22 protein-coding genes and 1 riboswitch are annotated in these 25,140 nt (G+C 70.0%); of the genes, 11 read left to right on the top strand and 11 right to left on the bottom strand.

Going from position 1 to position 25,140, the window contains the following annotated elements; genetic code table 11:
- The first annotated feature begins 32 nt into the window (after positions 1-32).
- Positions 33-1,241 (top strand): MFS transporter, encoded by a 1,209-nt coding sequence (locus ACIQ6Y_RS13385; protein WP_404036891.1) that lies wholly within the window; start codon positions 33-35, stop codon positions 1,239-1,241.
- Between the two features lie 118 nt (positions 1,242-1,359).
- On the opposite strand, the gene ACIQ6Y_RS13380 is transcribed toward ACIQ6Y_RS13385, so the two are convergent.
- On the bottom strand, positions 1,360-2,226 hold the full coding sequence (locus tag ACIQ6Y_RS13380) for a GNAT family N-acetyltransferase (RefSeq protein WP_404036889.1): 867 nt from the start codon (positions 2,224-2,226) through the stop codon (positions 1,360-1,362).
- A 213-nt stretch (positions 2,227-2,439) separates the two neighbouring features.
- Here ACIQ6Y_RS13380 and ACIQ6Y_RS13375 point away from each other — a divergent pair, with 213 nt between their 5' ends.
- Entirely contained in the window at positions 2,440-3,072 is a 633-nt protein-coding gene (locus ACIQ6Y_RS13375) for an HAD family hydrolase (RefSeq protein WP_404036886.1), read from the top strand.
- A gap of 4 nt (positions 3,073-3,076) precedes the next feature.
- Here the strand turns inward: ACIQ6Y_RS13375 and ACIQ6Y_RS13370 are convergent, their stop codons facing one another.
- The 5 genes from ACIQ6Y_RS13370 to ACIQ6Y_RS13350 form a co-directional block, all read right to left on the bottom strand.
- Positions 3,077-3,559, bottom strand: a complete 483-nt coding sequence (locus ACIQ6Y_RS13370; RefSeq protein ID WP_404036883.1) for an NUDIX domain-containing protein — start codon at positions 3,557-3,559, stop codon at positions 3,077-3,079.
- Between the two features lie 85 nt (positions 3,560-3,644).
- Positions 3,645-4,550 (bottom strand): LysR family transcriptional regulator, encoded by a 906-nt coding sequence (locus tag ACIQ6Y_RS13365; protein ID WP_404036880.1) that lies wholly within the window; start codon positions 4,548-4,550, stop codon positions 3,645-3,647.
- Positions 4,551-4,772: 222 nt separating this feature from the next.
- Positions 4,773-5,906, bottom strand: coding sequence for a cystathionine gamma-lyase (locus ACIQ6Y_RS13360; protein ID WP_404036878.1), 1,134 nt, complete (start codon positions 5,904-5,906; stop codon positions 4,773-4,775).
- Entirely contained in the window at positions 5,903-6,394 is a 492-nt protein-coding gene (locus ACIQ6Y_RS13355) for a low molecular weight protein-tyrosine-phosphatase (RefSeq protein ID WP_404036876.1), read from the bottom strand. The genes ACIQ6Y_RS13360 and ACIQ6Y_RS13355 overlap by 4 nt, the downstream gene beginning before the upstream one ends.
- A gap of 6 nt (positions 6,395-6,400) precedes the next feature.
- The gene (locus ACIQ6Y_RS13350; protein ID WP_404036874.1) at positions 6,401-6,778 is read right to left on the bottom strand and encodes a phage holin family protein; all 378 of its coding nucleotides are present in this window, start codon (positions 6,776-6,778) and stop codon (positions 6,401-6,403) included.
- 57 nt (positions 6,779-6,835) lie between these two features.
- Here ACIQ6Y_RS13350 and ACIQ6Y_RS13345 point away from each other — a divergent pair, with 57 nt between their 5' ends.
- The 4 genes from ACIQ6Y_RS13345 to ACIQ6Y_RS13330 all read left to right on the top strand — a co-directional run bounded on the left by ACIQ6Y_RS13345 (position 6,836) and on the right by ACIQ6Y_RS13330 (position 9,160).
- Complete coding sequence (locus tag ACIQ6Y_RS13345) at positions 6,836-7,153, top strand: cupin domain-containing protein (RefSeq protein WP_404036871.1); 318 nt, start codon at positions 6,836-6,838, stop codon at positions 7,151-7,153.
- A 156-nt stretch (positions 7,154-7,309) separates the two neighbouring features.
- Positions 7,310-7,522 carry a DUF5326 family protein gene (locus tag ACIQ6Y_RS13340; RefSeq protein ID WP_404036868.1) on the top strand — a complete coding sequence of 71 codons (213 nt, stop codon included), beginning with the start codon at positions 7,310-7,312 and terminating at the stop codon, positions 7,520-7,522.
- A 369-nt stretch (positions 7,523-7,891) separates the two neighbouring features.
- Positions 7,892-8,626, top strand: a complete 735-nt coding sequence (locus ACIQ6Y_RS13335; RefSeq protein ID WP_404038306.1) for an IclR family transcriptional regulator — start codon at positions 7,892-7,894, stop codon at positions 8,624-8,626.
- A 96-nt stretch (positions 8,627-8,722) separates the two neighbouring features.
- Positions 8,723-9,160, top strand: coding sequence for an SsgA family sporulation/cell division regulator (locus ACIQ6Y_RS13330; RefSeq protein ID WP_404036865.1), 438 nt, complete (start codon positions 8,723-8,725; stop codon positions 9,158-9,160).
- 151 nt (positions 9,161-9,311) lie between these two features.
- Here ACIQ6Y_RS13330 and ACIQ6Y_RS13325 read toward each other — a convergent pair whose 3' ends face one another.
- Positions 9,312-10,553: a YibE/F family protein gene (locus ACIQ6Y_RS13325; RefSeq protein WP_404036862.1), complete on the bottom strand. Its 1,242-nt coding sequence runs from the start codon at positions 10,551-10,553 to the stop codon at positions 9,312-9,314.
- A gap of 599 nt (positions 10,554-11,152) precedes the next feature.
- A riboswitch (TPP riboswitch) is annotated at positions 11,153-11,330 on the top strand.
- Here ACIQ6Y_RS13325 and thiC point away from each other — a divergent pair.
- Entirely contained in the window at positions 11,323-13,122 is a 1,800-nt protein-coding gene (gene thiC / locus ACIQ6Y_RS13320) for a phosphomethylpyrimidine synthase ThiC (RefSeq protein ID WP_404036859.1), read from the top strand. It overlaps the preceding riboswitch by 8 nt.
- 100 nt (positions 13,123-13,222) lie before the next feature.
- Here thiC and ACIQ6Y_RS13315 read toward each other — a convergent pair whose 3' ends face one another.
- From ACIQ6Y_RS13315 to ACIQ6Y_RS13305, 3 genes are all read right to left on the bottom strand, one after another.
- Positions 13,223-14,089, bottom strand: a complete 867-nt coding sequence (locus tag ACIQ6Y_RS13315) for a hypothetical protein (protein WP_404036856.1) — start codon at positions 14,087-14,089, stop codon at positions 13,223-13,225.
- Positions 14,090-14,281: 192 nt separating this feature from the next.
- A complete protein-coding gene (locus tag ACIQ6Y_RS13310; protein ID WP_404036854.1) occupies positions 14,282-15,382 on the bottom strand; it encodes a metallophosphoesterase in 1,101 nt (366 codons plus the stop codon).
- A gap of 195 nt (positions 15,383-15,577) precedes the next feature.
- Positions 15,578-16,690, bottom strand: a complete 1,113-nt coding sequence (locus tag ACIQ6Y_RS13305; RefSeq protein ID WP_404036851.1) for a LacI family DNA-binding transcriptional regulator — start codon at positions 16,688-16,690, stop codon at positions 15,578-15,580.
- Between the two features lie 506 nt (positions 16,691-17,196).
- On the opposite strand from ACIQ6Y_RS13305, the gene hisC reads away from it, so the two are divergent.
- A complete protein-coding gene (hisC, locus tag ACIQ6Y_RS13300) occupies positions 17,197-18,276 on the top strand; it encodes a histidinol-phosphate transaminase (RefSeq protein WP_404036848.1) in 1,080 nt (359 codons plus the stop codon).
- Positions 18,277-18,373: 97 nt separating this feature from the next.
- Here the strand turns inward: hisC and ACIQ6Y_RS13295 are convergent, their stop codons facing one another.
- Positions 18,374-18,775, bottom strand: a complete 402-nt coding sequence (locus ACIQ6Y_RS13295) for a cyclophilin-like fold protein (protein WP_404036846.1) — start codon at positions 18,773-18,775, stop codon at positions 18,374-18,376.
- 208 nt (positions 18,776-18,983) lie between these two features.
- Here ACIQ6Y_RS13295 and ACIQ6Y_RS13290 point away from each other — a divergent pair, with 208 nt between their 5' ends.
- The 3 genes from ACIQ6Y_RS13290 (at position 18,984) to cydD (ending at position 25,118) form a co-directional block, all read left to right on the top strand.
- Entirely contained in the window at positions 18,984-20,492 is a 1,509-nt protein-coding gene (locus ACIQ6Y_RS13290; protein WP_404036843.1) for a cytochrome ubiquinol oxidase subunit I, read from the top strand.
- Positions 20,493-20,512: 20 nt separating this feature from the next.
- Complete coding sequence (cydB, locus tag ACIQ6Y_RS13285; RefSeq protein WP_404036841.1) at positions 20,513-21,520, top strand: cytochrome d ubiquinol oxidase subunit II; 1,008 nt, start codon at positions 20,513-20,515, stop codon at positions 21,518-21,520.
- An 85-nt stretch (positions 21,521-21,605) separates the two neighbouring features.
- Positions 21,606-25,118 (top strand): thiol reductant ABC exporter subunit CydD, encoded by a 3,513-nt coding sequence (gene cydD / locus ACIQ6Y_RS13280; protein WP_404036838.1) that lies wholly within the window; start codon positions 21,606-21,608, stop codon positions 25,116-25,118.
- Positions 25,119-25,140: the final 22 nt, after the last annotated feature.

Here is a 25,140-nt window from a genome sequence, read left to right as displayed (position 1 = left end):
GCACCTGCAAACATCTGGGAAGGTCTACCCCCATGCCTCTCGCGCTTCTGGCCCTCGCGATCGGGGCCTTCGGAATCGGCACGACGGAGTTCGTGATCATGGGCTTGCTGCCCGAGGTCGCGAGCGACTTCGGGGTCTCCATCCCCACCGCCGGCTTCCTCGTGACCGGCTACGCGCTGGGCGTGATGTTCGGCGCTCCGCTGCTGACGGTCCTCGGCACCAAGATCCCGCGCAAGCGGATGCTGATGGTCCTGATGGGCCTGTTCATCGCAGGCAACCTGCTCTCGGCCCTGGCTCCGGCCTTCTCCCTGATGCTGGCCGGGCGCGTGGTCGCCTCGCTCGCCCACGGAGCCTTCTTCGGCATCGGCGCGGTCGTGGCCGCCGAACTGGTCGCGCCGGACAAGAAGGCCGGTGCCATCGCGATGATGTTCACCGGTCTGACCGTCGCCAACGTCGTCGGCGTCCCGCTCGGCACCCTCGTCGGACAGTCCGTCGGCTGGCGCGTCACCTTCGCTCTCGTCGCCGCGCTCGGTGTGGTCGGCCTCGTCGGCATCGCCCGGCTCGTCCCCGACATGCCCAAGCCGGAAGGGGTCCGGCTGCGTCACGAGCTGGCCGCGTTCAAGAACGTCCAGGTGCTGCTCGCCATGGCGATGACCGTCCTCGGCTTCGGCGGCGTCTTCGCGGCCATCACCTACATCGCGCCGATGATGACCCACGTCACCGGCTTCGCCGACGGCTCGGTGACCTGGCTGCTGGTCCTCTTCGGGCTCGGCATGGTCGGCGGCAACCTCGTCGGGGGCAAGTTCGCCGACCGGGCGCTGATGCCCATGCTGTACGTCTCCCTGGGAGCCCTCGCCGTCGTCCTCGCCCTGTTCACGTTCACCGCGCACGACAAGATCCTGTCGGCCATCACGATCACCCTGATCGGCGCCCTGGGCTTCGCCACCGTGCCGCCCCTGCAGAAGCGTGTCCTGGACCAGGCGCACGGCGCCCCCACGCTGGCCTCGGCCGTGAACATCGGCGCCTTCAACCTGGGCAACGCCCTGTCCGCCTGGCTCGGCGGTCTGGTCATCGCGGCCGGCCTCGGCTACACCGCCCCGAACTGGGTCGGCGCCGTCCTCGCCGCCTCGGCTCTGGTCCTCGCCGTCCTCTCCGCCGCCCTGGAGCGCCGGAGCGGCAACCGGAGCACCGTGGTCGCCGGGTCCGCTGCCGAGCAGGAGCGGGTCGCCGTACACAGCTGACCCTGCAGAAAGACACGTGAGCGCCGGTCCCCGCGAAGGGACCGGCGCTCAGTCGTGCGCCAGCTCAGCCGACGAGCGCTGGTCTCCTCCGAGCCCGGCGCTCACGGCGTGCCCGAGGTCAGCCCGCCGCCACCGTCAGCGGAGCGAACCGTCGGCTCCAGTCACCGGGCAACTCCCCGATGCCGTACGTCATGACGGCGTTGAAGGCGACCGACTGCAGGCCGCGCTCCTTGGCCCAGTCGATCAGCTCGCTGTGCCGTACGTCGATGTCGGTGCGCAGCGGCCGGTCGGTGCGCCCGGCGAGCGAGGCGATGAGAGCCTTGGCCGTCTCGGTGTCACGGGCGATCAGCGGACCCACCACATGGGTGTCCATGTTGGGCCAGGCGGCGGCGTAGCCGATGATCCGGCCGTCCTCCTCGGCGACATGGAGCAGATCGGCGAAGGCCGGCAGCCGGGTGATCATGTGCGTGCGGTCGGTCCCGAAGGCCGGCTCGTCGAGCCGCAGGAGCGAGGTGACGTCCTCGGCGGTGGCCGCCCGGGTCGAGATGCCGGTTCCCGCGCTCTCGGGGCTGAAGCGGCCGCGCAGCATCTCCGCCTGCCCGACGACCTTGAACCCGAGCTCCTCGTACAGCGGAAGGCCGTTGGGGGTGGCGTGCAGGGTCAGGGGGGTGGTGCCCATGGCCGCGACGACATGCCGCATCAGCCGGCGTCCCACGCCCTGCCGGGCGTACCGCTCCGCGACCAGGACCATGCCGATGGCCGCCAGATCGGGGCGGTCCTGAGGGCCGTACTCGGTGACGACGCAGGCGCTCATCAGCCCGCCGTCGGGGTCGTCGATGCCGTACCCCCTCCCGGCCGTGAGGAGAAGGCCCCACTTGTGCTCCTCGCGCGGCCACCCCCTGTTCTCGGACAAGTCGGCGCAGGCGGTGAGATCGCGGAACGTCAGACGGCGGATGGGCAGAGCGGAGAGGGAAGGTGTCGGCACGCAGGTCAGGCTGTCCGACGGGGACCCTCGGCGTCCACCTGTTTGGGCCGAGACGTAGGCCCTTTTGGCCACGCTGTGGCGCACTGCACGGCGGGCCGGCGGATATGCGGTGTTTCACGTGAAACAACGGCGAACGCCGGGCGACGGGCAGCTGCCGCCCAGGGAGCGGACGCCCCGGCACATCGATCACCGCCCCCATTAGCCTCAGGGCCCATGGCACGCCTTCATCTCTTCGATCTGGACGGCACCCTGCTCCATGGCACGAGCGCGCCCCGGGAGATCTCGCGGCAGCTCGGCCTGGAGGCCGAGACGGTCGCCCTGGACCGCGCGGTCTCCACGGGGCTCATCGAGCCGCCGGAGTACGCGGTGCGCGTGCACACCCTGTGGGCGAATCTGACCGAAGATCATGTGGCCGCGGCTTTCGAGGGCGCGCCCTGGCTGTCCCGTATCCGTGACGTGTGGGCCGAGATCAGGAGCCGGGGCGAGTACTGCGCCGTCGTCTCGCTGTCTCCGTCGTTCTTCGTGGAGCGGCTCACCGGCTGGGGCGCCCATGCGGCCTACGGCTCCCGGTTCCCCGCTGTGCCGTTCACCGAGCCGATGGACCCGGCCGGGGTGCTGAGCGCGGCGGCCAAGGTGGTGATCGCCGACCGGCTGTGCGCGGAGTTCGGTGTGAGCCGGTCCGCGTGCGTGGCGTACGGAGACTCGCTGTCGGACAAGGACCTGTTCGCCGTGGTGCCGACGTCCGTCGCGGTCAACGCGGACGACCACCTCGCGGGCCTCGCCACCCACGCGTACGCGGGCAGGGATCTGTGGGACGCCTACGAACTGGTCCGGCACTCCAGCTAACGGCTCAGCCCAGATCGGGCGCGTGCATCGCCCGCACTCCCTCGATGTTGCCGTCCAAGTAGTGGCGCAGCGACAGCGGTACGAGGTGGACGGAGGCGATGCCGACGCGGGTGAAGGGCACCCGGACGATCTCGTACTCACCCGTGGGTTCCTCGATCTCGGGGCCGTGGCGCAGCGCCGGGTCCATCGACTCGAGACGGCAGACGAAGAAGTGCTGCACCTTTACGCCGGTCGCGCCGCCGTCCTCGCCGATGTGCTCGACGGTGTCGACGAAGCAGGGCACGACATCGGTGATCTTGGCGCCGAGTTCCTCGTGCACCTCGCGATGCAGGGCGTCGACGACGGTCGGGTCCTCGGGCTCCACGCCGCCGCCGGGGGTGACCCAGTAGGGATCCATGCCGGGCTTGGTGCGCTTGATCAGGATCAGGTCGTCGCCGTCCAGGAGGACTGCACGGGCGGTGCGCTTGACCACGGGTCGGACGGTCATGGGAGAAATGTGGCCCCGCTTGTTCCACGTGAAACATTGCGAACCGTCACCAACCAAGCTCATGTGGTGACGGGCCTGATGGCCCTCAGGACCAGTCCGCCGCCGCGTGCAGCAGCCACTCGTGCGCCCGGGCGATGTGTGGCATCGCCAGCGTCCCGGTGCGGACGACCAGGAAGTACGTCCGCAGCGGCGGAACGGCGGGCTCGTGCAGGGCGACGACGTCCCCCTGCTCCAGGGCGGCCGCGCACAGATAGCGAGGCAGCACCGCGAGCCCGGCGCCCGCGATCGCGCAGGTGAGCACCGCGCGAAGGTCCGGGACGACGACCGTGCCGGAGGCTGCGGGACGGCAGTCGAAGACGGAGGCCCAGTAGCGCGAGACGAAGGGCAGCGACTCGTGCACCTCCACGACCGGGAGGTTTGCCAGGGCGGAGGCGTCCTTGTCGCTCAGGGCACCAGGGGTGATCCACTCCGCCCAGCGCGGGGCGGCCACCAGCACATGCTCCTCGTCACACAGCGCAGTCGCCGTGAGCAGGGCGCCGCGCGGCTGGGCCGTACTGATGGCCAGATCGTGATGCCCGGCGGCCAGGCCCTCCATGATCTCGTCGGCGTTCCCGAAGGAGACGCGCAAGGCGAATCCCTGGCCGTCGTCGCCGGTGAGTTCCACCAGCGCGGGCAGTGCGCGCTCGGCGATGAACTCGGGCGGCCCCGCCAGATGCAGGGTCCTGAGCGAGGACTCGTCGTCGATCCCGCTCTCCGCGATCTCCACCAGGGCGTCGAGATGCGGCGCGGCCTTGTGGGCGAGTTCGTCGCCGATGGTCGTCGGCGTCACCCCACGGGCCTGCCGCAGGAACAGCGGGCGGCCCAGTTGCCGTTCCAGCGTGCGGATCTGGGAGGTCACGGCCGGCTGGGACAGTCCGAGCAGGGCGGCGGCGCGGGTGAAGGAACCGGCCCGGTGCACGGTCACGAACGTGCGCAGCAAGGCCAGATCCATGGCACGCCCTCTCTTTCGCTGCCCCCGCGGCTCGGGAAGGGACCAACTATAAATTTGTCGATAGGGCTCTGTCGCTACCGTGATTGGACTCTGACACAGAGTCAACTAGCCTTGTCCGAGCGGTTCTTCGCGCGCGGAACCGAGGACGGTCCGAGCCACGAGGGGGGAGGCTCGGACCGTCCGATCGACGTAGGGCACCCCGTGCGGGTGTCTCCCAGCCGGCTACTTCGCCGACTCCGCCAGCGCCCGCAGTACATCCGCCACCAGATCCTCGGCGTCCTCCGCGCCCACCGACAGCCGGACGAAGCCCTCCGGCACCGCGTCGCCTCCCCAGCGCCCGCGCCGCTCGGCGGTGGACCGTACGCCACCGAAGCTCGTCGCGTCGTCCACGAGCCGCAGCGCCTGAAGAAAACGCTCGGCACGCGCACGCGTGGGCAGGGTGAACGACACCACGCATCCATAGCGGCGCATCTGCCGCGCGGCGATCTCGTGCGAAGGGTCGCCGGGCAGCCCCGGATAGCGCACGCCCAGATCCTCGGGCCAGTCGCGCAGCGCCTCGGCGACCGCGAGGGCGGTGGCGCTCTGCCGGTCGACGCGCAGCTGAAGCGTGGCGAGCGAACGGTGCGCGAGCCAGGCCTCCATCGGCCCCGGAATCGCTCCGACGATCTTCCGCCAGCGCCGCACGGCCGTCATCGCCTCGCCCGCGCGGCCGACCACATAGCCGAGGAGGACGTCCCCGTGCCCGGTCAGCTGCTTGGTGCCGCTGGCCACCGCGAAGTCCGCGCCCAGCTCCAGCGGACGCTGCCCGAGCGGAGTGGCGAGGGTGTTGTCCACCGCCACCAGAGCGCCACGCGCGTGTGCCGCCTCCACGAGCCGGCTCACATCGCACACGTCCAGCCCCGGATTGGAGGGCGTCTCCAGCCACAGCAGGCGCGCCCCGTCCAGGACGCCGAGCTGCGCGTCCCCGCCGGTCGGCGCGGTGCGTACCTCGATGCTGTACGCCTCCAGCTGGGCGCGCACCAGCGGCAGCGCCTGGTAGCCGTCGCTGGGCAGCACGACCGCGTCCCCGGCACGCAGCTGCGAGAAGAGCACCGCGGAGACGGCCGCCATCCCAGAGGCGAACACGAGCGTCTCGACGCCGTCGCGCCCGGGCGCCTCCAGCTCGCCGACGGCCCGCTCCAGAAGGGTCCAGGTCGGGTTCTCGTCACGGCCGTAGGTGTACGGCCCCGTCGGCTCGCCCGGCAGATGGAAGTGCGCGGCGAACACCGGCCCCGGCACGGTCGGCTCGTGCTTGACCGGCTCCGGGAGCCCGGCCCGCACCACGCGCGTGCCCTCGCCCTGTCCCGGACCGGTCATGCCGCCCGCCCTTCCAGTTGCTCACGGACCGCGTGGAGCAGGCCGGTGCTCGCCGACTGCACCATCTCCAGACACTCCTCGAAGCCGTCCATGCCGCCGTAGTACGGGTCGGGTACGTCGAGGTCGCCGCCGGCGGTGGGGTCGTACGACCGCAGCAGCCGTACCTTCGCCGCGTCCTGCTCCGTCGGGGCGAGGCGGCGCAGGGCCTTGAGATGGCCGGCGTCGAGGGCGATCACGAGGTCGAGCCGGGAGAACCAGGAGACCTGGAACTGCCGGGCGACATGGTCGCCGTCGTAGCCGTGTTCCTCCAGGACGGCCACCGTGCGCGGGTCGGCGGGGTCGCCCTCGTGCCAGCCGCCCGTGCCGGCGCTGTCGACCTCCACCTCGCCGTCCAGCCCGGCCTCCGCGACCCGCGCGCGGAAGACGGACTCGGCCATCGGGGAACGGCAGATGTTGCCGGTGCAGACGAAACAGACGCGGTACGTCATGGCTGCTCAGTCCTTGTCGGGCAGGATGACGTTCAGCGCCCAGGAGACGATCGAGATGATCAGGGCACCGACGACAGCGGTCCAGAAGCCCTCGACGTGGAAGCTCAGGTCCAGCTTGTCGGCCAGCCAGGACGTCAGCAGCAGCATCAGCGCGTTCACGACGAGGGTGAACAGGCCGAGCGTCAGGATCAGCAGGGGCAGGCTCAGCAGCTTCACCACCGGCTTGACCAGGAAGTTCACCAGGCCGAAGAGCAGCGCCACGAGCAGCAGCGTGCCGACCTTCTTGCCGGTGCTGCCCTCGGTCAGGGTGATCTTGTCCAGCAGCCACACGGCGACTGCGAGGGCGCCGGCGTTGGCGAGTGTCTTGACTAGGAAATTCATCATGTGTCTGATCGTGGCAGACCAGATCCGCTACGAGCAGGGGCGCGAGGCAACAACGCGATGAAGGCATTCCGGCTGGACGAACTGGAGGCGGAGCGCGCCGCCAACGATGGCGCCTACCTGCAGTTCCTGCGGGAGCGGAACATGTCGGTCGGTCTGTACGCGCTCGCCGCGGGCGAGCACGATCCGCAGCAGCCGCACAACCAGGACGAGGTGTACTTCGTCGTCAGCGGCCACGCCTCGATCACCGTGGGCCTGGAGACCACCCAGGTGGCCCGCGGCAGCGTCGTCTACGTCCCGGCCGGAGTGCCGCACAAGTTCCACCACATCAGCGAGGACCTGCGGGTTCTCGTGGTGTTCTCTCCGCCCGAGAGCTGAGGCCGGACCCTGGATTCCCTAGGGGACCGGTCAGGGGAGGACAAGGGGTGCGAGACCCCCGCCGGGCCCCTCCTCCGCCCTAGCATCGAAGCAGGACATCGGAAGATCCCGAAGGGCGGCAAGAGCCCGGAGGGACGGGAGAGAAGGACGAGGGCGATGCGAGAGATCTTCGCGGGACTGCCGTGGTGGGTGAAGTGGGTCGCGGTGCCGATCATCGCCCTGGTGGTGTTCGGCGGGCTGATAGCCGCGGTCGCCAAGTTCGTCGTCGCCCTGCTGTTCAAGCTGCTGATCTTCGTGGCCCTGGTGGGTGGACTCATCTACGTCGTACGGAAGTTCACCGCGGGCTCCTCCTCCCGCGGCGACTGGTGACCGTACGAGGAGCCGGTGGAGGGCAAAGCCGGTGAACGACAAAGCCGGTGGGCGGCAATAGGAACCACCGGTTCCCTCGGGCGAGGGAAGTTTTGCGGGCGGGCCGTCCGCAGGCGGTGACGGGCCGTTAGAGTCCGGAAATCGACGCGGGAATCCCCCGCGAACGGCGTACACCCCCGTACACCCCTCCCGTGTCCCCCCGCACGGGCAGCACCCTCGCGCTTCGGGAGTGACCCCTTGGCCACGGCTGACACCACCGCCCCCGCTTCCCCCCACGCACCCCCCGACCCCGCCCGGATCCTCACCAGGCCCCCGGAACAGCCGGCCCCGGCGGGAGCACGGCCTCCGCACCCGGCCACCACCACCCTCATCGGCTCCGTCCAGCGAGCGATGCGCCTGCTGGAGTGCGCCGCCGGACACCAGCACGGAGCCCCCGCCAAACAGCTCGCCAGGGAGACCGGCCTGGCCCTGCCGACCGCCTACCACCTGCTGCGCACCCTGGTGCACGAGGGCTATCTGCGCCGGGACAAGGGCCTGTTCTTCCTGGGCGAGGCAGCCGAGCGGCTGAGCAGCAGCGGAGCACAGCAGAAACGTCGCAGCACGGTGGTCGAGGCCCTCGCGCAATGGCGCGATTCGATCGGTGTGCCGGTGTACTACGCCCAGTACCGCGACGGCGAGATCAACGTCGTCTGTGTTTCCGACACCCCGGGCAACCCCGCCGTGGAGGAGTGGGCCGACTTCCGCGAGACCGGACATGCGCACGCCATCGGGCAGTGTCTGCTGTCCCAGCTGGACCATGAGGCCCGTCGCGACCACCTGGAGCGCTATCCGGTCCAGGCCGTCACCCCGTACAGCGTGCGGGACACGGATGCCATGCTGCGCCGGCTCGACCGGATGGAACGGATGGCTCCGGTGATCGAGCGTCAGGAGTACGCGTTGGGCACGGTCTGCGCGGCTATTCCGATCACTGTGGGTAGCAGCGCAGCCACGATGGCCATCTCCCTGCCGCTCCAGCACGAGGCCCGTCTGCACTCCGCAGCCCGGCAATTGCAGGGTGAAGTCGAGCGTCTGCTGGGTTCGCTGGCGATCTCTATCAGTATCTGAAAACTCACTCCTTGTGATCTGGTGTGCACGTTGAGCAAGATGCCACCACGATCAGGGTTCATTCCCGGCCAGTCCACGGCAAAGACGGGGTAGGCGATGCGCGAGTCGGTGCAGGCAGAGGTCATGATGAGCTTTCTCGTCTCTGAGGAGCTCTCCTTCCGGATCCCGGTCGAGCTGGGCTACGAGACCTGTGATCCCTACGCCATTCGGCTGACTTTCCATCTGCCGGGGGATGCCCCCGTGACATGGGCGTTCGGGCGCGAGCTGCTCATCGACGGAGTCGGTCAGCCGAGCGGCGAGGGCGACGTGCGGGTCGCGCCGGTCGAACCCGAGTCCTTGGGCGAGGTGCTGATCCGACTTCAGGTCGGCAGCGACCAGGCGCTGTTCCGCTCCTCGACGGCACCGCTGGTGGCGTTCCTCGACCGCACCGACAAGCTGGTGCCGCTCGGTCAGGAGACCTCGCTCGCGGACTTCGACACGCATCTCGACGAGGCTCTGGATCGCATCCTGGCCGAGGAGCAGAGCGCGGGGTGAGGTGGGACGTGCACTGAGGTGGCGTAACGCTTCATCAGGGTCCGTGCGCGCAGACGCATGACGCTGTGCCTCGCTTTGAGGCGCATGACGCTGTGCCTCGCTTTGAGGCACATGACGCTTCCGGGCACATGGCGAGGCACGGCGGCAGCCCTCAGCGCTTGCGGCGGCGGCCCCTGCCGGTCCGGGCCGCCGCGGCGGGAGTCGGACTGGCCTCCGAGGGTGAGAGGGCCGGACGGTCGGCGGAGACCATCAGCGCCGCCAGGGCGGTCGTGACCGGCACCGAGGCCACCAGGCCGATCGAGCCCACCAGCGTACGGACGATCTCCTCCGCGACCAGCTCGCTGTTGGCGACCGCTCCCACACTGCTCTGCGCGATCGAGAAGAGCAGCAGCAGCGGCAGGGCCGCGCCCGCGTAGGCGAGGACGAGGGTGTTGACGACCGACGCGATGTGGTCGCGGCCGATTCGGATGCCGGCGCGGTACAAGCCGCGCCAGCCCATCGTCGGATTGGCCTCGTGCAGCTCCCAGACCGCCGACGTCTGGGTGACCGTGACATCGTCCAGCACACCGAGCGAGCCGATGATGATGCCCGCCAGCAGCAGACCGCTCATGTCGATCGACGGATACAGCCCGTGGATGAGGCCGGTGTTGTCGTCCGTGTTGCCGGTGAGTGCCGCCCAGTCGATGAACCACGAGCCGAGCACGCCGATCAGCAGCAGCGAGATCAGCGTGCCGAGCACAGCCACCGAGGTCCGCGCGGACAGTCCGTGGCACAGATACAGCGCGATCAGCATGATGGCGCTCGCCCCGACCACCGCCACGACCAGCGGGTTCGAGCCCTGCAGCACCGCGGGCAGGATGAAGAAGTTGAGCACCAGGAAGCTGATGGCCAGCGCCACCAGCGCCATCACGCCGCGCATCCGGCCCACGAGGACGACGGCGATCGCGAAGATCCCGGCGAGTACGCCCAGCGGCAGCCGCCGGTTCACATCGGCGACGGAGTACTGCAGGTCCTTCGGGGCGGAGGGCTCGTAGGCGACCACGACCTCCTGGCCCTCGTGCAACTGCCGCGACTGGTCGGGCTGCACGATCTCGGTGAACGTACGCCCGCTGTCCTTGCCCGAGTCGACCCTGATCGTCGCCCGCTTGCAGCTGCCGTTCTCCTGCTGCTGCGCGGAGGAGCCCTCCGCCGTGGAGGTGTCGCCGGTCGGGGGGACGCCGGAGGCGTTGACCGACTTGCAGTCCACCCGCTCGACCTTGGTGACCGTCGCCTGTTCCGTCTGCCGGTCGAAACCGACACCCGTGCGCTCGTGCTGCGGCGCGCCGCCGGGCCACAGCACGGCGAGGCCCACGACCACCGCGGCCGCGAACGGGACGAGGATCGCCGCGATCACCTTGCGCAGATGCTTGGAGACCGGCGCGGCAGGCCCATGACTGTGACTGTGCCCGTGCGAGTGCCCCCCACCGGCACTGTGGCCTCCACCGGCACCGTGGCCGCCGCCGGAACCGTGACCACCCCCAGCACCGTGGCCGCCGCCGGAACCGTGACCAGTCCCAGCACCGTGGCCGCCGCCGGAAGCAGGGCCGCCGCCCCGTCCGCTGTCGGCCCCGTAGCCACCCCCGGCTCCCCATCCGCCGTCAGCCCCGTGCCCGCTTCCGGGTCCACGCCCGCCGCCGGCCCCAGGGGCTTCGCCGTTTCCACGCCCGTGACCCGAGGCGTGGCCACCATCGGTCCCGCGGCCCTGCCCGGTCCCGTAGCCCCCTCGGGCCCGTTGCCCGGCTCCGGCGCTGCTGCCGTACCCCGTTCCATCGGCGGGGTACCCGGCCTCGTGGCCGCCCTCGTGGCTGTCACCGTGGCCCCCGAGGGGTTCGTCACGGCGCGGTTCGGGCGGCGGAAACGGGGGCTGCTGTGTCGTGGTCACCGACCGATCATCGCAAGAACGGCAGGGGCCCCCTGTTCACCGCGCCCGAAGTGACGCTAGCGTGGAGTCACCTTTGTACACGCGGGAGCTCGGAGCACCGGGCTGAGAGGGCGCTGACCTTCGTCTTCGCGATGTTTCACGTGGAACACGTCGTGTTCCACACGAAACACCGGGAGACGGCGAACGCTGCGTCGACCGCCGAACCTGTTACCGGGTAATGCCGGCGTAGGGAGTAGGTCTCATGACCAGCAAGGACGTACGCACGCCTGCCTCCGCGCAGCCGCAGACCTCTGTGGTCTCCGACAGCGACGACGTCAGGAAGTCCATCGGATGGCACAAGGGGTATGTCGAGGGCTCCCGCCCCGACATGCGCGTGCCAGTCCGTCAGGTGCACCTCACCAACGGCCAGTCGGTCACGTTGTACGACACGTCAGGCCCTTACACCGATCCAGCCGTCGATACGGACGTCCGCAGGGGCCTGGCGCCGCTGCGGGAGAACTGGATCATCGCCCGCGGCGACACCGAGGAGTACGCGGGCCGCCCGGTCCGCCCCGAGGACGACGGCCTCAAGCACACCTCGCCGCGCGGCGGTCTGCGCAACCTCGACGCGGTCTTCCCGGGCCGCCCCCGGCTGCCGCGCCGGGGCCGTGACGGGCAGGCCGTCACCCAGCTCGCATACGCGCGCCGGGGCGAGATCACGCCCGAGATGGAGTACGTGGCCATCAGGGAGAACGTTTCCCCCGAGGTGGTGCGCGAGGAGATCGCGGCGGGTCGGGCCGTGCTGCCGGCGAACATCAATCACCCGGAGATCGAGCCGATGATCATCGGCAAGCGGTTCCTGGTGAAGGTCAACGCCAACATCGGCAACTCGGCGGTGACGTCCTCCATCGAGGAGGAGGTCGAGAAGATGACCTGGGCGACCCGCTGGGGAGCCGACACGGTCATGGACCTGTCCACCGGCCGCAACATCCACACCACCCGCGAGTGGGTGCTACGCAATTCCCCCGTGCCCATCGGCACCGTGCCGCTCTACCAGGCCCTGGAGAAGGTCGATGGCAGGGCCGAGGAGCTGACCTGGGAGATCTACAAGGACACGGTCATCGAGCAGGCCGAGCAGGGCGTGGACTACATGACCGTCCACGCGGGCGTCCGGCTGCCGTATGTGCCGCTGACCGCCAACCGCAAGACGGGCATCGTCTCGCGCGGCGGCTCGATCATGGCCGCGTGGTGCCTGGCGCACCACAAGGAGAGCTTCCTCTACGAGAACTTCGAGGAACTCTGCGAGATCCTCGCCGCGTACGACATCACGTACTCGCTCGGCGACGGCCTGCGCCCGGGCTCGATCGCGGACGCCAACGACGAGGCACAGTTCGCGGAGTTGAGGACGCTCGGGGAACTCAACCAGATCGCCAAGCGTTTCAATGTACAGACGATGATCGAGGGCCCCGGTCACGTCCCGATGCACAAGATCAAGGAGAACATCGACCTTCAGCAGGAGATCTGTGATGAAGCTCCGTTCTATACGCTCGGCCCGCTGACCACGGACGTCGCGCCCGCGTACGACCACATCACCTCCGGCATCGGTGCCGCGATGATCGCCTGGTGGGGCACGGCCATGCTGTGCTACGTCACGCCCAAGGAGCACCTGGGCCTGCCCAACCGTGACGACGTCAAGACCGGCGTCATCACCTACAAGATCGCTGCGCACGCCGCCGACCTCGCCAAGGGGCACCCGGGGGCTCAGGAGTGGGACGACGCGCTGTCCGACGCCCGGTTCGAGTTCCGCTGGGAGGACCAGTTCAACCTGGCCCTCGACCCGGACACGGCACGGGAGTTCCACGACGAGACCCTCCCGGCCGAGCCCGCCAAGACGGCTCACTTCTGCTCCATGTGCGGGCCGAAGTTCTGCTCGATGAAGATCTCCCAGGACATCCGCCGTGAGCACGGCGGCACCAAGGTGGAGATCGAGGAGGGCATGGCCCAGAAGTCGAAGGAGTTCGCGGAGGCCGGCAACCGGGTGTACCTGCCGCTCGCGGACTGAGACCGACACATGGGCGGCCCGCCGCAGGGTGCGGGTCCGCCGAAGCCGTCGGTGGCCCGGTGTGCGGCTTGCGCTCCCCGCGTGGGGGCGCAAGCCGGGGTCAGTCCGGCTGGTGCTCGGGGCCTCCGAAGTCGGGGCTGCTGAAGTCCGGGCTGCTGTAGCTCGGGCGAGGGCTCCTGGAGGGTCCCTCCCCGGGGCTGGTGAAGCCCGGGCGGTCGTAGCCGAGGTGGGGCATGCGGCCGGCGGGTGCCGACGGAGTCGTGCGGGGCAGGGGGACAGGGCTGGACGCGGCGAGCGCGTCGCGCAGGAACGGCACGATGCCGCGCTCCAGCAGGGCCTCCCGCCAGGCCTGCCTGGCCTGGTCCAGTTCCCCGCCCGGATCGTCGTAGGAAGTGGGGGCCGGTGTGGGCCTGTTGCGCAGGGCGGTGAGCAGCAGTCCGACGGCGGCGACCAGGATCGCGAGGGCGGTCAGGGCGCCGAACACCCACCCGGTCGTGAGCAAGGTGTCGGCGAACGACCGATCGGGATCGAGCATCTTCAGGAGGTAACCGACGAGCAGGAAGATCGCCGCGGCGGTTCCGGCCAGGACCGGGGCGAGGACGGCGACGACCGCGACGGCCCCCGCGCCGGCGGTCTCGGTGACCTCCCCCATGACCGAGGCGAGTCCCACCGCGCCCGAACCGGGCTCGGCGGAGCCGGACTCGCGCAGGGACGACGAGGCGGACGGTGCGGGCCGGCGCAGTTCGTCGCGGACCTTCACATAGTGCTGGTACTCGGTCGCCGCGGCCGTGGTGATGAGTGCGGTGGCGCCCAGCGCCATGGTGCGCAGTTGTTCGGGGTTGAGCCGCTGTCCCACAGCGGCCAGTTCAGGACGGTGCGGGGCGGAGCGCAGCGCCTCATCGAGGATCCGCTCGTATTCCTGGCGGTCCTCGCTCAGCAGATGCTGCGGAACGCTGTTCATGTGCATCCCCGATGCTCCGTAGGGCTTGGGGCTCGCATGCTGACGAGCCGTCGGGCAGAAACGGAGGGGAGCCTGCTACGGATAAGGCGATGGTAGAGCGGTGACGGCACACGGTGACAGGGGGTTTGCAGAAATTGGCCCCTGGCCCGCGCCGTCGCTTTCCGGGCCTGCGACGGGGTACGCCTGCCCGGTGAAGGCTCAGCTATCCAGCGGGAGTTGCTGCACCAGCAGCTTTCCGGCCATGGTCACTCCGCCGTCCATGGCGATGGCCAGGCCGTCGGCATAGACATGCGGTCCCTCGACCACGGGGCCGGAGCGGTCCTCGCCGTCCTCGGAACCGACCTCGCCGAGGAGGTAGGGGATGGGGCTGTGGCCGTGGACGATGCGGCTGCCGCCGAAGACGTCGAGCAGGGAGCGCACATGGTCGGCGCCGCCCTCGTCGCGGAAGGAGAAGCGCTTGGTGAACTTGCGGAACAGATCCCAGACCTCGTCCGCGTCGTTGCGGGTGAGGGTCTCGCGGATGGTGTCGTTGACTTCTTCGATGGAGCCGCCGTAGTCGAGATAGGCGGTGGTGTCGGAGTGCACCAGCAGATGGCCGTCGACCTGCTCGAGGGCGTCGAGGCGGGACATCCACTGCAGGTGGTGGTCCTGGAGGCGGTCCATGTCGGTCTTCTGGCCGCCGTTGAGCAGCCAGGCCGCCTGGAAGGTGGCGGTGCCCGCGCCGGAGTTGACGGGGGTGTCGCCGAACCGTTTGGCGCCGATGAGCAGCAGCTCGTGGTTGCCCATCAGGGCCTTGCAGTAGCCGCCGGCCGCGGCGGCCTCGGCGGACAGCCGCATCACGAGGTCGATGACGCCGATGCCGTCCGGACCGCGGTCGGTGAAGTCGCCGAGGAACCACAGCCGGGCGGTGCCCGCGCACCACTGACCGGCGGAGTCGATCAGGCCCTTCTCCTGAAGGGCGGCGATCAGCTGGTCGAGATAGCCGTGCACGTCGCCGACCACGAACAGCGGGCCGGGGCCTGCCGTGGGCTGGGGGGCGGGCGCGGGGGCCGGGTCGACGGTGACCTGCAAGGTGTCACCCCGATTGATGACAGGCAGATCGCGCTGCGTGGGGGTGTACCCCTCCGGGTAGTCGGCCGGCTCCGGGGCAGGGGCGGCCGGCTCGCCGGGGTGGCTGCCTTGGGCGGGGTAGGGGCCGGTCTCGTGGACGTACGCGGGCACCCGGAAGTCGCGCAACGTCGCCGTCCGCTCCACCTCGGGTCCCTGACCGGCCCCCTGAGTCATCGACCCCTCCACCATCGCGCCGCATCTGCACCGATCGGACTGCCTGGTCGCAGCGGCCCGTGATGCCGTGGGCCCATCATAGGAATGCGGATCGTGCCATGTGATGACCCAGGGGTGGTGAAAAGGAGCGGAACTCCGGTTCACCGTGGCTTTCGCCCCGATTGCGCCGGGCTTCGCCCGGGCCGTTGCCCGGTCCCGCGCCGACCCGCGCTATCCCTTCTCGGGGGAGCGCGGGGGGCTGACGGTCCGCCGCGGCGGGCGCCGCTGCGAGGAAGTGCGCACGATCAGCTCCGTCGGTATCACCTGCTCGACGGGATGGTCCGACTCGACCCCCTCGATGGCGTCGATGAGGAGCTGGACCACGGCTGTGCCGATGCGGCGCGGCTTGAGGGACAGGGTGGTGATGGGCGGCTCGGTGTTGGCGTACACGGTGGACTCGCTGCAGCACACCAGCAGCAGGTCCTCGGGCACGCGCAGCCCGTAGCGGCGGGCGGCGGCGAGCAGGTCGGTGCCGTTGGGGTCGAACAGTCCATAGACGGCGTCGGGGCGGTCGGGCCGGGCGAGCAGCCGGTCGGCGGCGACGGCGCCGGCACAGGGGTCGTGCGCCGGGTAGGCCTCGTAGACCGGGTCCTGGCCGACGCGTTCGCACCAGCGCAGATAGGCCGTGGTCGACAGGTGGGTGTAGGTGTCGGTGGTCGTGCCGGTCAGCAGGCCGATACGGCGGGCGCCGGCGTCGGCCAGATGGTCGAGGATGCCGAGGACGGCGGCCTCGTGGTCGTTGTCGACCCAGGCGGTGACGGGAAGCGAGCCGGCGGGGCGGCCGTCGGAGACGACCGGTAAACCCTGCCGGACGAGCTCGCTGACCACCGGGTCCTGGTCGGAGGGGTCGATGACGACCGTGCCGTCCAGGGCGACGTTGGACCACACGTCGTGGCGGGAGGTCGCGGGGAGGATGACGAGGGCGTAGCCGCGGGCGAGCGCGGCGGAGGTGGCGGCACGTGCCATCTCCGCGAAGTACGCGAACTCGGTGAAGGTGAAAGGTTCATCCCCGTACGTCGTCACGGTCAGGCCGATGAGTCCCGACTTGCCGGTACGGAGGGTTCGGGCGGCGGCCGAGGGGCGATATCCCAGCCGGTCGGCGACCTCGCGGACGTGGCGGCGGGTGGCGTCCGGGAGCCGGCCCTTGCCGTTGAGGGCGTCGGAGACGGTTGTGATGGAGACTCCGGCGGCGGCGGCCACGTCTCTGATGCCCGCCCGTCCCGGCCGGCTGCCTCGCCGTGAGGTTTCCGCGCGGCTCACCTGGTGCTTCCCTGCTGCTGTCATGGCGTGCCGATAGTAGGGCTCTTGCGGTGGGGTAGTGCGGACGCATATGCACCCGTTGACAGGCACGTTTCTGCAAGGCGGCGATGGGTGAAATGCCTTTGAAAGCAAGGGAGTTGACGGACTCTGCTGTAGTACGTGGCTTGTCGGCGCGCACCCGCCTGCCAAGTGCCCGATGTCTCGAAGAGGTCTCAACTCACCTTCACGAGGGACGCGCGCCACGGCGCAAGCCACCGGCGCATAGATATATGTATGGTGCGCCCCCGATTCATGGCTCTTCGTGCGGTGATGCCCCTGATGTCGGTGGGGCTCCTGGGGCGGTCCGTCCTCCGGTCAGGCTCCGCTTCGGCTCCGCTCCGGCTGAGCGCCGGCTCGATGCCGCTCGCTGCCGACTCCGGCCCATGAGGTGTGCCCGGACCCATACGCAGCGAGGCCGAATCCTCTTAAGGTGAGAAGCATTGGAAGCCGGCGGTGCTGATGGTCCGCCGGTGATCGCGAGGAGGACTGCGGTGAGCGAGACGAGCCCGAAGCTGCGCGCCGAGCTGGAGGGTATCCCCACCTACAAGCCGGGCAAGCCTGCCGCGGCCGGGGGGCCGGTGGCGTACAAGCTGTCCTCCAACGAGAACCCCTATCCCCCGCTGCCGGGCGTCATGGAGAGCGTCACCGCGGCGGCCTCCTCCTTCAACCGCTACCCGGACATGGCCTGCACGGGCCTGATGGCGGAGCTGGCCGAGCGCTTCGGTGTGCCGGTCTCGCACGTGGCCACCGGCACCGGTTCGGTCGGTGTCGCCCAGCAGCTGCTCCAGGCCACCTCCGGCCCCGGCGACGAGGTCATCTACGCCTGGCGGTCCTTCGAGGCGTACCCGATCATCACCCAGATCAGCGGCGCGACCTCGGTGAAGGTGCCGCTGACGCCCGGCGATGTGCACGACCTGGACGCCATGGCCGACGCCATCACGGACAGGACCCGGCTGATCTTCGTCTGCAACCCCAACAACCCGACCGGCACGGCCGTACGCCGGGCCGAGCTGGAGCGCTTCCTGGACCGGGTGCCCGGCGATGTGCTGGTGGTGCTGGACGAGGCCTACCGCGAGTTCGTCCGGGACAGGGAGGTGCCCGACGGCGTGGAGCTGTACCGCGACCGGCCGAACGTCTGCGTCCTGCGGACCTTCTCCAAGGCGTACGGCCTCGCCGGGCTGCGCGTCGGGTTCGCGATCGCGCACGAGCCGGTCGCCGCGGCGCTGCGCAAGACGGCCGTCCCGTTCGGAGTCAGCCAGCTCGCGCAGGACGCGGCGGTGGCCTCGCTGCAGGCGGAGGACGAGCTGCTCGGCCGGGTCGGCTCGCTGGTGTGCGAGCGCACGCGTGTGGTCGACACGCTGCGCGCCCAGGGCTGGACGGTGCCCGACACCCAGGCCAACTTCGTGTGGCTGCGGCTGGGGGAGCGCACGGCGGCGTTCGCGGCTGCCTGTGAGCAGGCGGGGGTCGTGGTGCGGCCGTTCCCCGGCGAGGGTGTGCGGGTCACGGTCGGCGAGACCGAGGCGAACGACATCCTCCTGAAGACGGCCGAGGGCTTCCGCAAGGAGGTCTAGTCGGTCCTGTCGAAGGAGTTCCAGTCGGTCCCGGTCGAAGGAGTTCCGCTCAGTCCTGGCCGAAGACGTCCTGGGCCGTTCTGGCCAAGGGGTCCGGTCAGTCCTGGCCGTTGATCACTTCGACCCGGATCGGGTCGCCGGCTCGTACCGTCGCCAGCAGGCGGGGGTCGCCGTCGAGGCGGCCGAGGACGTTGCACGGGCTCGCGAGGCGACATTCGTCACCTCGCGAGATCGGCGTGGGGCCGTAGGGGAGTGCGAGGGCGTCGCCGTCGGTCCAGAAGGCGACCGTGCCTGGCTCGACGACCTGTCGGGCGTCCGTTTCACGTGAAACCGACACGCTTGTGTCGAAGTAGACCTCCTCGCCCCATGTCTGGGCTGTGGAGGTGAAGGGGAGCGCCTTGACCAGGGCCTGTGTGGTCGGGGTGCTGTCCAGGGTCGCGGTGAGATGACCCGCGGGCCAGGAGATCCGTATACGGGTCGGTGAGTGCTGCGTCTGCATGGCGCGCAATTCAACAAGACGTTGAAGTCTCTGCCAAGGGGTTGACGCGAAGGCCAAGGAGGGACCCCCCCTCCCGGGCTGAAAATCAGTGCGTCATAATTGCTTGTGAATGTGAACGCGTTCACAAGCGTGTCCCGGTTGCTCCATGTTGTGTGCGGCAAAAGGGGCAAACCGCCGCTGTATCCACGGCGAGTAAGGAGACGACGACGTGGAATTGGCTCTGGCGCCGGAGACTTTGGCGCGTTGGCAGTTCGGCATCACCACCGTCTACCACTTCCTGTTCGTTCCGCTGACGATCTCGCTCGCCGCCCTCACGGCCGGCCTGCAGACCGCCTGGGTCCGGACGGAGAAGGAGAAGTACCTCAGGGCCACCAAGTTCTGGGGCAAGCTGTTCCTGATCAACATCGCCATGGGCGTGGTCACCGGCATCGTGCAGGAGTTCCAGTTCGGCATGAACTGGTCCGACTACTCGCGCTTCGTCGGTGACATCTTCGGCGCCCCGCTCGCCTTCGAGGCGCTCATCGCCTTCTTCTTCGAGTCCACCTTCATCGGCCTGTGGATCTTCGGCTGGGACAAGCTGCCCAAGAAGATCCACCTGGCCTGCATCTGGATGGTGTCGATCGGCACGATCCTGTCGGCGTACTTCATCCTCGCGGCCAACTCGTGGATGCAGCACCCGGTCGGTTACCGGATCAACGAGGCCAAGGGCCGGGCGGAGCTCACCGACTTCTGGCTGGTTCTCACCCAGAACACCGCGCTCGCCCAGGCCTTCCACACCCTCTCCGCGGCCTTCCTCACCGGCGGCGCGTTCATGGTCGGCATCTCCGCCTTCCATCTGCTGCGCAAGAAGCACATCCGCGAGATGAAGACCTCGCTGCGGCTCGGCCTGGTCACGCTGGTCATCGGCGGCATGTTCACCGCGGTCAGCGGAGACGTGCTCGGCAAGATCATGTACGAGCAGCAGCCGATGAAGATGGCCGCGGCCGAGGCCTTGTGGGACGGCGAGTCCCCCGCTCCCTTCTCCGTCTTCGCCTACGGCGACGTCGAGAAGGGCCACAACAAGGTCGCCATCGAGATCCCGGGCCTGCTGTCCTTCCTGGCCAAGGACGACTTCACGTCGTACGTGCCCGGTATCAACGACGTGCAGAAGGCAGAGCAGGAGCGGTTCGGACCTGGTGACTACCGGCCCAACGTGCCAGTCGCCTACTGGGGCTTCCGCTGGATGATCGGGTTCGGCATGAGCTCCTTCACCCTCGGAATGGCCGGGCTGTGGCTGACCCGCAAGAAGTTCCTGCTCCCCCAGCACCTGAGGGTCGGCGAGGACGAGGTGCCGCAGCTGGTGCTGTTCAAGAACAAGGCCCTCGGCCCGAAGCTGACCACCTGGTACTGGCGCATCGCGCTCTGGACCATGGCCTTCCCGCTGATCGCCAACTCCTGGGGCTGGATCTTCACCGAGATGGGCCGCCAGCCGTGGGTCGTCTACGGCGTGCTCCGGACCCGTGACGCCGTCTCCCCCGGGGTGTCCCAGGGCGAGGTGATCACCTCGATGATCGTCTTCACCACGCTCTACGCGATCCTCGCCGTCGTCGAGGTCAAGCTGCTGGCCAAGTACATCAAGGCCGGCCCGCCCGAGCTGACCGAGGCCGACCTCAACCCGCCCACGAAGATCGGCGGCGACTCCCGAGACGCCGACAAGCCGATGGCCTTCTCGTACTAGGCCGAGGGAGCTGCACAGTCATGGAACTGCACGACGTCTGGTTCGTCCTGATCGCCGTCCTGTGGACCGGTTACTTCTTCCTGGAGGGCTTCGACTTCGGGGTCGGCATCCTCACCAAGCTGCTGGCCCGCAACCGGCTCGAGAAGCGGGTGCTGATCAACACGATCGGCCCGGTCTGGGACGGCAACGAGGTCTGGCTCCTCACGGCAGGCGGTGCGACCTTCGCCGCCTTCCCCGAGTGGTACGCCACCCTCTTCTCCGGCTTCTACCTGCCGCTGCTCGTCATCCTGGTCTGCCTGATCGTCCGGGGCGTCGCCTTCGAGTACCGGGCCAAGCGGCCGGAGGAGAACTGGCAGCGCAACTGGGAGACCGCGATCTTCTGGACCTCGCTGATCCCCGCGTTCCTGTGGGGCGTGGCCTTCGCCAACATCGTGCGCGGCGTGGAGATCGACGCCGACCTCGAGTACGTCGGCGGCCTGCTGGATCTGCTCAACCCGTACGCGCTGCTCGGCGGTCTGGTGACGCTGACCCTCTTCACCTTCCACGGCACGGTGTTCACCGCGCTGAAGACCGTCGGTGAGATCCGGGAGCGGGCGCGGGGGCTGGCCCTCCGGCTGGGTCTGGTGACCGCCGTGGTCGCGCTGGGCTTCCTGCTGTGGACGCAGGCCGACAGCGGTGACGGCAAGAGCCTGGTCGCACTGGTCGTGGCGGTGGCAGCGCTGGTCGCCGCGCTCGTGGCGAACCAGGCCGGGCGGGAAGGATGGTCGTTCGCCCTCTCCGGCGTCACCATCGTCGCCCTAGTGGCGATGCTCTTCCTGTCGCTCTTCCCGAACGTCATGCCGTCCTCGCTCGACGAGAACTGGAGCCTGACGGTCACCAACGCCTCGTCGAGCCCCTACACCCTGAAGATCATGACCTGGTGCGCCGCGATCGCCACACCGATCGTCCTGCTCTACCAGGGGTGGACCTACTGGGTGTTCCGTAAGCGGATCGGCACGCAGCACATCGCTGTCGACGCCACGCACTGAGTCCGACCGGGAGGGTGTTTCACGTGAAACAACCTGTGGTGTTTCACGTGAAACACCGTCAAACACCCTCCCTGGACCGAAGGGCATGTTTCACGTGAAACCGATCGATCCCCGTCTCGTACGTCACGCCCGAGCCACGCGGCTGTTCCTGGCGGCGGTCATCGCCCTGGGCGCCATGGGGGCGGGGCTCGTCATCGCCCAGGCGATGCTCGTCGCCGAGGTCGTGGTCGGCGCGTTCCAGCGCGGGCTGGCGGTCGGTGAACTCCGCACTCCCCTGCTGCTGCTCGTGGCCGTGGCGGTCGGCCGCTCCCTGGTCGCCTGGCTTACCGAGCTCGCTGCTCACCGGGCCAGCGCCGCCGTGAAGTCCGAGCTGCGCGGGCGGCTGTTGGAGCGTGCCGTCCGGCTCGGGCCGGGCTGGCTCGGCGGGCAGCGGACCGGCTCGCTGGTGGCGCTCGCCACGCGGGGCGTGGACGCGCTCGACGACTACTTCTCCCGCTATCTGCCGCAGTTGGGCCTCGCGGTGGTCGTGCCGGTGGCGGTGCTGGCCCGGATCGTCACCGAGGACTGGGTGTCGGCCGCGATCATCGTCGGCACCCTGCCGCTCATCCCGGTCTTCATGATGCTGATCGGCTGGGCCACCCAGGCACGGATGGACCGCCAGTGGCGGCTGCTGTCCCGACTGTCCGGCCACTTCCTGGACGTGGTCGCGGGGCTGCCGACGCTGAAGGTGTTCGGACGGGCCAAGGCCCAGGCCGACTCGATCCGGCGGATCACCGGCGAGTACCGCCGGGCGACGATGCGGACCCTGCGGATCGCCTTCCTCTCCTCCTTCGCCCTGGAGCTGCTCGCCACGATCTCGGTGGCCCTGGTCGCCGTGACGATCGGCATGCGGCTCGTCCATGGCGAGATGGACCTCTACACCGGCCTGGTCATCCTGGTCCTCGCCCCGGAGGCGTATCTGCCGCTGCGGCAGGTGGGCGCGCAGTACCACGCGGCGGCGGAGGGTCTCGCGGCCGCCGAGGAGATCTTCGAGGTGCTGGAGACACCGGTCCCGGATTCCGGGAGCCGCCCGGTGCCCGCCGGGGCGCTCTCCTTCGAGGGCGTCTCCGTCCGCTATCCCGGACGGTCCGAGGACGCCGTCGCCGATGCCACCTTCACCGTCGAGCCCGGGGAGACGGTCGCGCTCGTCGGACCCAGCGGCGCAGGCAAGTCGACGCTGCTGAACGTCCTGCTGGGCTTCGTGCGGCCGACCGCGGGCCAGGTGCGGATCGGTGGCACGGACCTCGCCGACGTCGACCTGAAGCAGTGGCGTGCGCAGGTCGCCTGGGTGCCGCAGCGGCCTCATCTGTATGCCGGGACGATCGAGGAGAACGTCCGGCTCGCCCGGCCCGACGCCGACGCCACGGCCGTACGACAGGCCCTGCGGGACGCCGGGGCGCTGGAGTTCGTGGACGCGCTGCCCCTCGGTGCCGACACCCTGCTCGGCGAGGACGGGGCCGGGCTCTCGGCCGGGCAGCGGCAGCGGCTCGCGCTCGCCCGGGCCTTCCTCGCCGACCGGCCCGTGCTGCTGCTCGACGAGCCGACGGCCGCGCTCGACGGAGAGACCGAGGCGGAGGTCGTGGCCGCGGTACGCCGGCTGTCGGCCGGACGCACGGTCCTGCTGGTCGTCCACCGCCCGGCCCTGCTGTCGGTGGCGAACCGGGTCGTACGGCTGGAGTCGACGGGAGAGGCGCCCATGGGCCCTGCGCGACCCGCCTCCACCGAACCGGTGAAGCCGGCTCCCGCCCGTCAGGCGGAATCGGCCCGGGCTCAGAAGACCGAAGAAGCTCCCGCGGAAGCACACTCGCGCCACCCGCTCGCCCGGGTCCGGGCCATGGCTGCCCCCCGGCGCGGTCGGCTGCTTCTCGCGCTGCTGCTGGGCAGCCTGGCGCTGGGCAGTGCCGTGGGGCTGATGGCGACGTCCGGGTGGCTGATCTCGCGGGCGTCGCAGCAGCCGCCGGTGCTGTATCTGATGGTGGCCGTGACGGCGACGCGGGCCTTTGGGATCGGCCGGGCCGTGTTCCGGTACGGCGAGCGGCTCGTGTCGCACGAAGCGGTGCTGCGGATGCTGGCCGACACCCGGGTCGCGGTGTACCGGCGCCTGGAACGGCTGGCGCCCGCCGGGCTGCGCGACACACGCCGGGGTGATCTGCTCAGCCGTCTGGTGGCCGACGTGGACGCGCTGCAGGACTACTGGCTGCGGTGGCTGCTGCCTGTCGGCGCGGCGACGCTGGTGTCGGCCGGGTCCGTCGCCTTCATGGCCTGGCTGCTGCCGGAGGCGGGCGCGGTCCTCGCGGCCGGACTGCTGGCGGCCGGTGCCGGGGTCCCGCTGCTCACGGGCGCGGTGGCGCGGCGTGCCGAACGCCGGCTCGCCCCCGCCCGAGGGAGGCTCGCCACGCACGTGGCCGACCTGCTCACCGGCACCGCCGAACTGACCGTCGCGGGCGCCCTGCCCACCCGTACCGCCGAGGCCCGTAGGGCGGACGCGGAGCTGACCCGGATCGCCTCGCGCACCGCCACCGCGACCGCGCTGGGCGACGGGCTCACCGCGCTGATCTGCGGTCTGACCGTCGCGGGGGCGGCTCTCGTCGGCACCCAGGCGGTCGCGGCCGGGCGGCTGAGCGGTGTGGCCATGGCCGTCGTCGTACTGACCCCGCTGGCCGCCTTCGAGGCCGTCCTCGGGCTGCCGCTCGCCGTGCAGTTCCGGCAGCGGGTACGCAAGAGCGCCGAGCGGGTGTACGAGGTGCTGGACGCCCCCGAGCCCGTGCAGGAGCCGGGCCAGCCGCGGAAGGCGCCCGCCTCGCCGTTCCCGGTTGTCGTCAAGGCGCTGACCGCCCGGCACGCGGGGCAGGACCGCGATGCCCTGGCCGGCCTGGACCTGCGGCTGGAGAAGGGCCGCCGGGTGGCCGTGGTCGGCCCGTCCGGGTCCGGCAAGACGACCCTGGCACAGGTGCTGCTGCGCTTCCTGGACGCCGAGTCCGGCTCGTACTCCCTGGGCGGCGTGGACGCCTACGCGCTGGACGGCGACGACGTACGACGGCTAGTCGGCCTGTGTGCGCAGGACGCGCACCTCTTCGACAGTTCCGTGCGCGAGAACCTGCTGCTGGCCCGGCGGGAGGCGACCGATACCGAACTGCGTGAGGTGCTGCACCGGGCGCGGCTGCTGGACTGGGTCGAGGGCCTGCCGGACGGGCTCGACACGCTCGTGGGGGAGCACGGGGCCCGGCTGTCCGGCGGACAGCGGCAGCGGCTGGCGCTGGCCCGCGCGCTGCTCGCCGACTTCCCGGTGCTCGTCCTCGACGAGCCGGCCGAGCATCTCGACCTGCCCACCGCTGACGCGCTCACCGCCGACCTGCTGGCCGCCACCGAGGGCCGTACGACGCTGCTGATCACGCATCGGCTGGCCGGTCTCGACGACGTCGACGAGGTGATCGTGCTGGACCGCGGGCGGGTGGTGCAGCGGGGCGGCTTCGCGGAGTTGACCGCCGTAGAGGGGCCATTGCGGGAGATGGCGGCGCGCGAGGAGGCGACGGAGGCCCTTCTGGCGGAGGCGCGTTAGGCCGTTCACGTTGCTCGGCGGG

Source organism: Streptomyces sp. NPDC096205 (assembly GCF_044763135.1).
Taxonomy (GTDB): domain Bacteria; phylum Actinomycetota; class Actinomycetes; order Streptomycetales; family Streptomycetaceae; genus Streptomyces.
The sequence above is the reverse complement of the archived record's forward strand: the minus strand, read 5'-3'. Positions and strand labels throughout refer to the sequence as shown.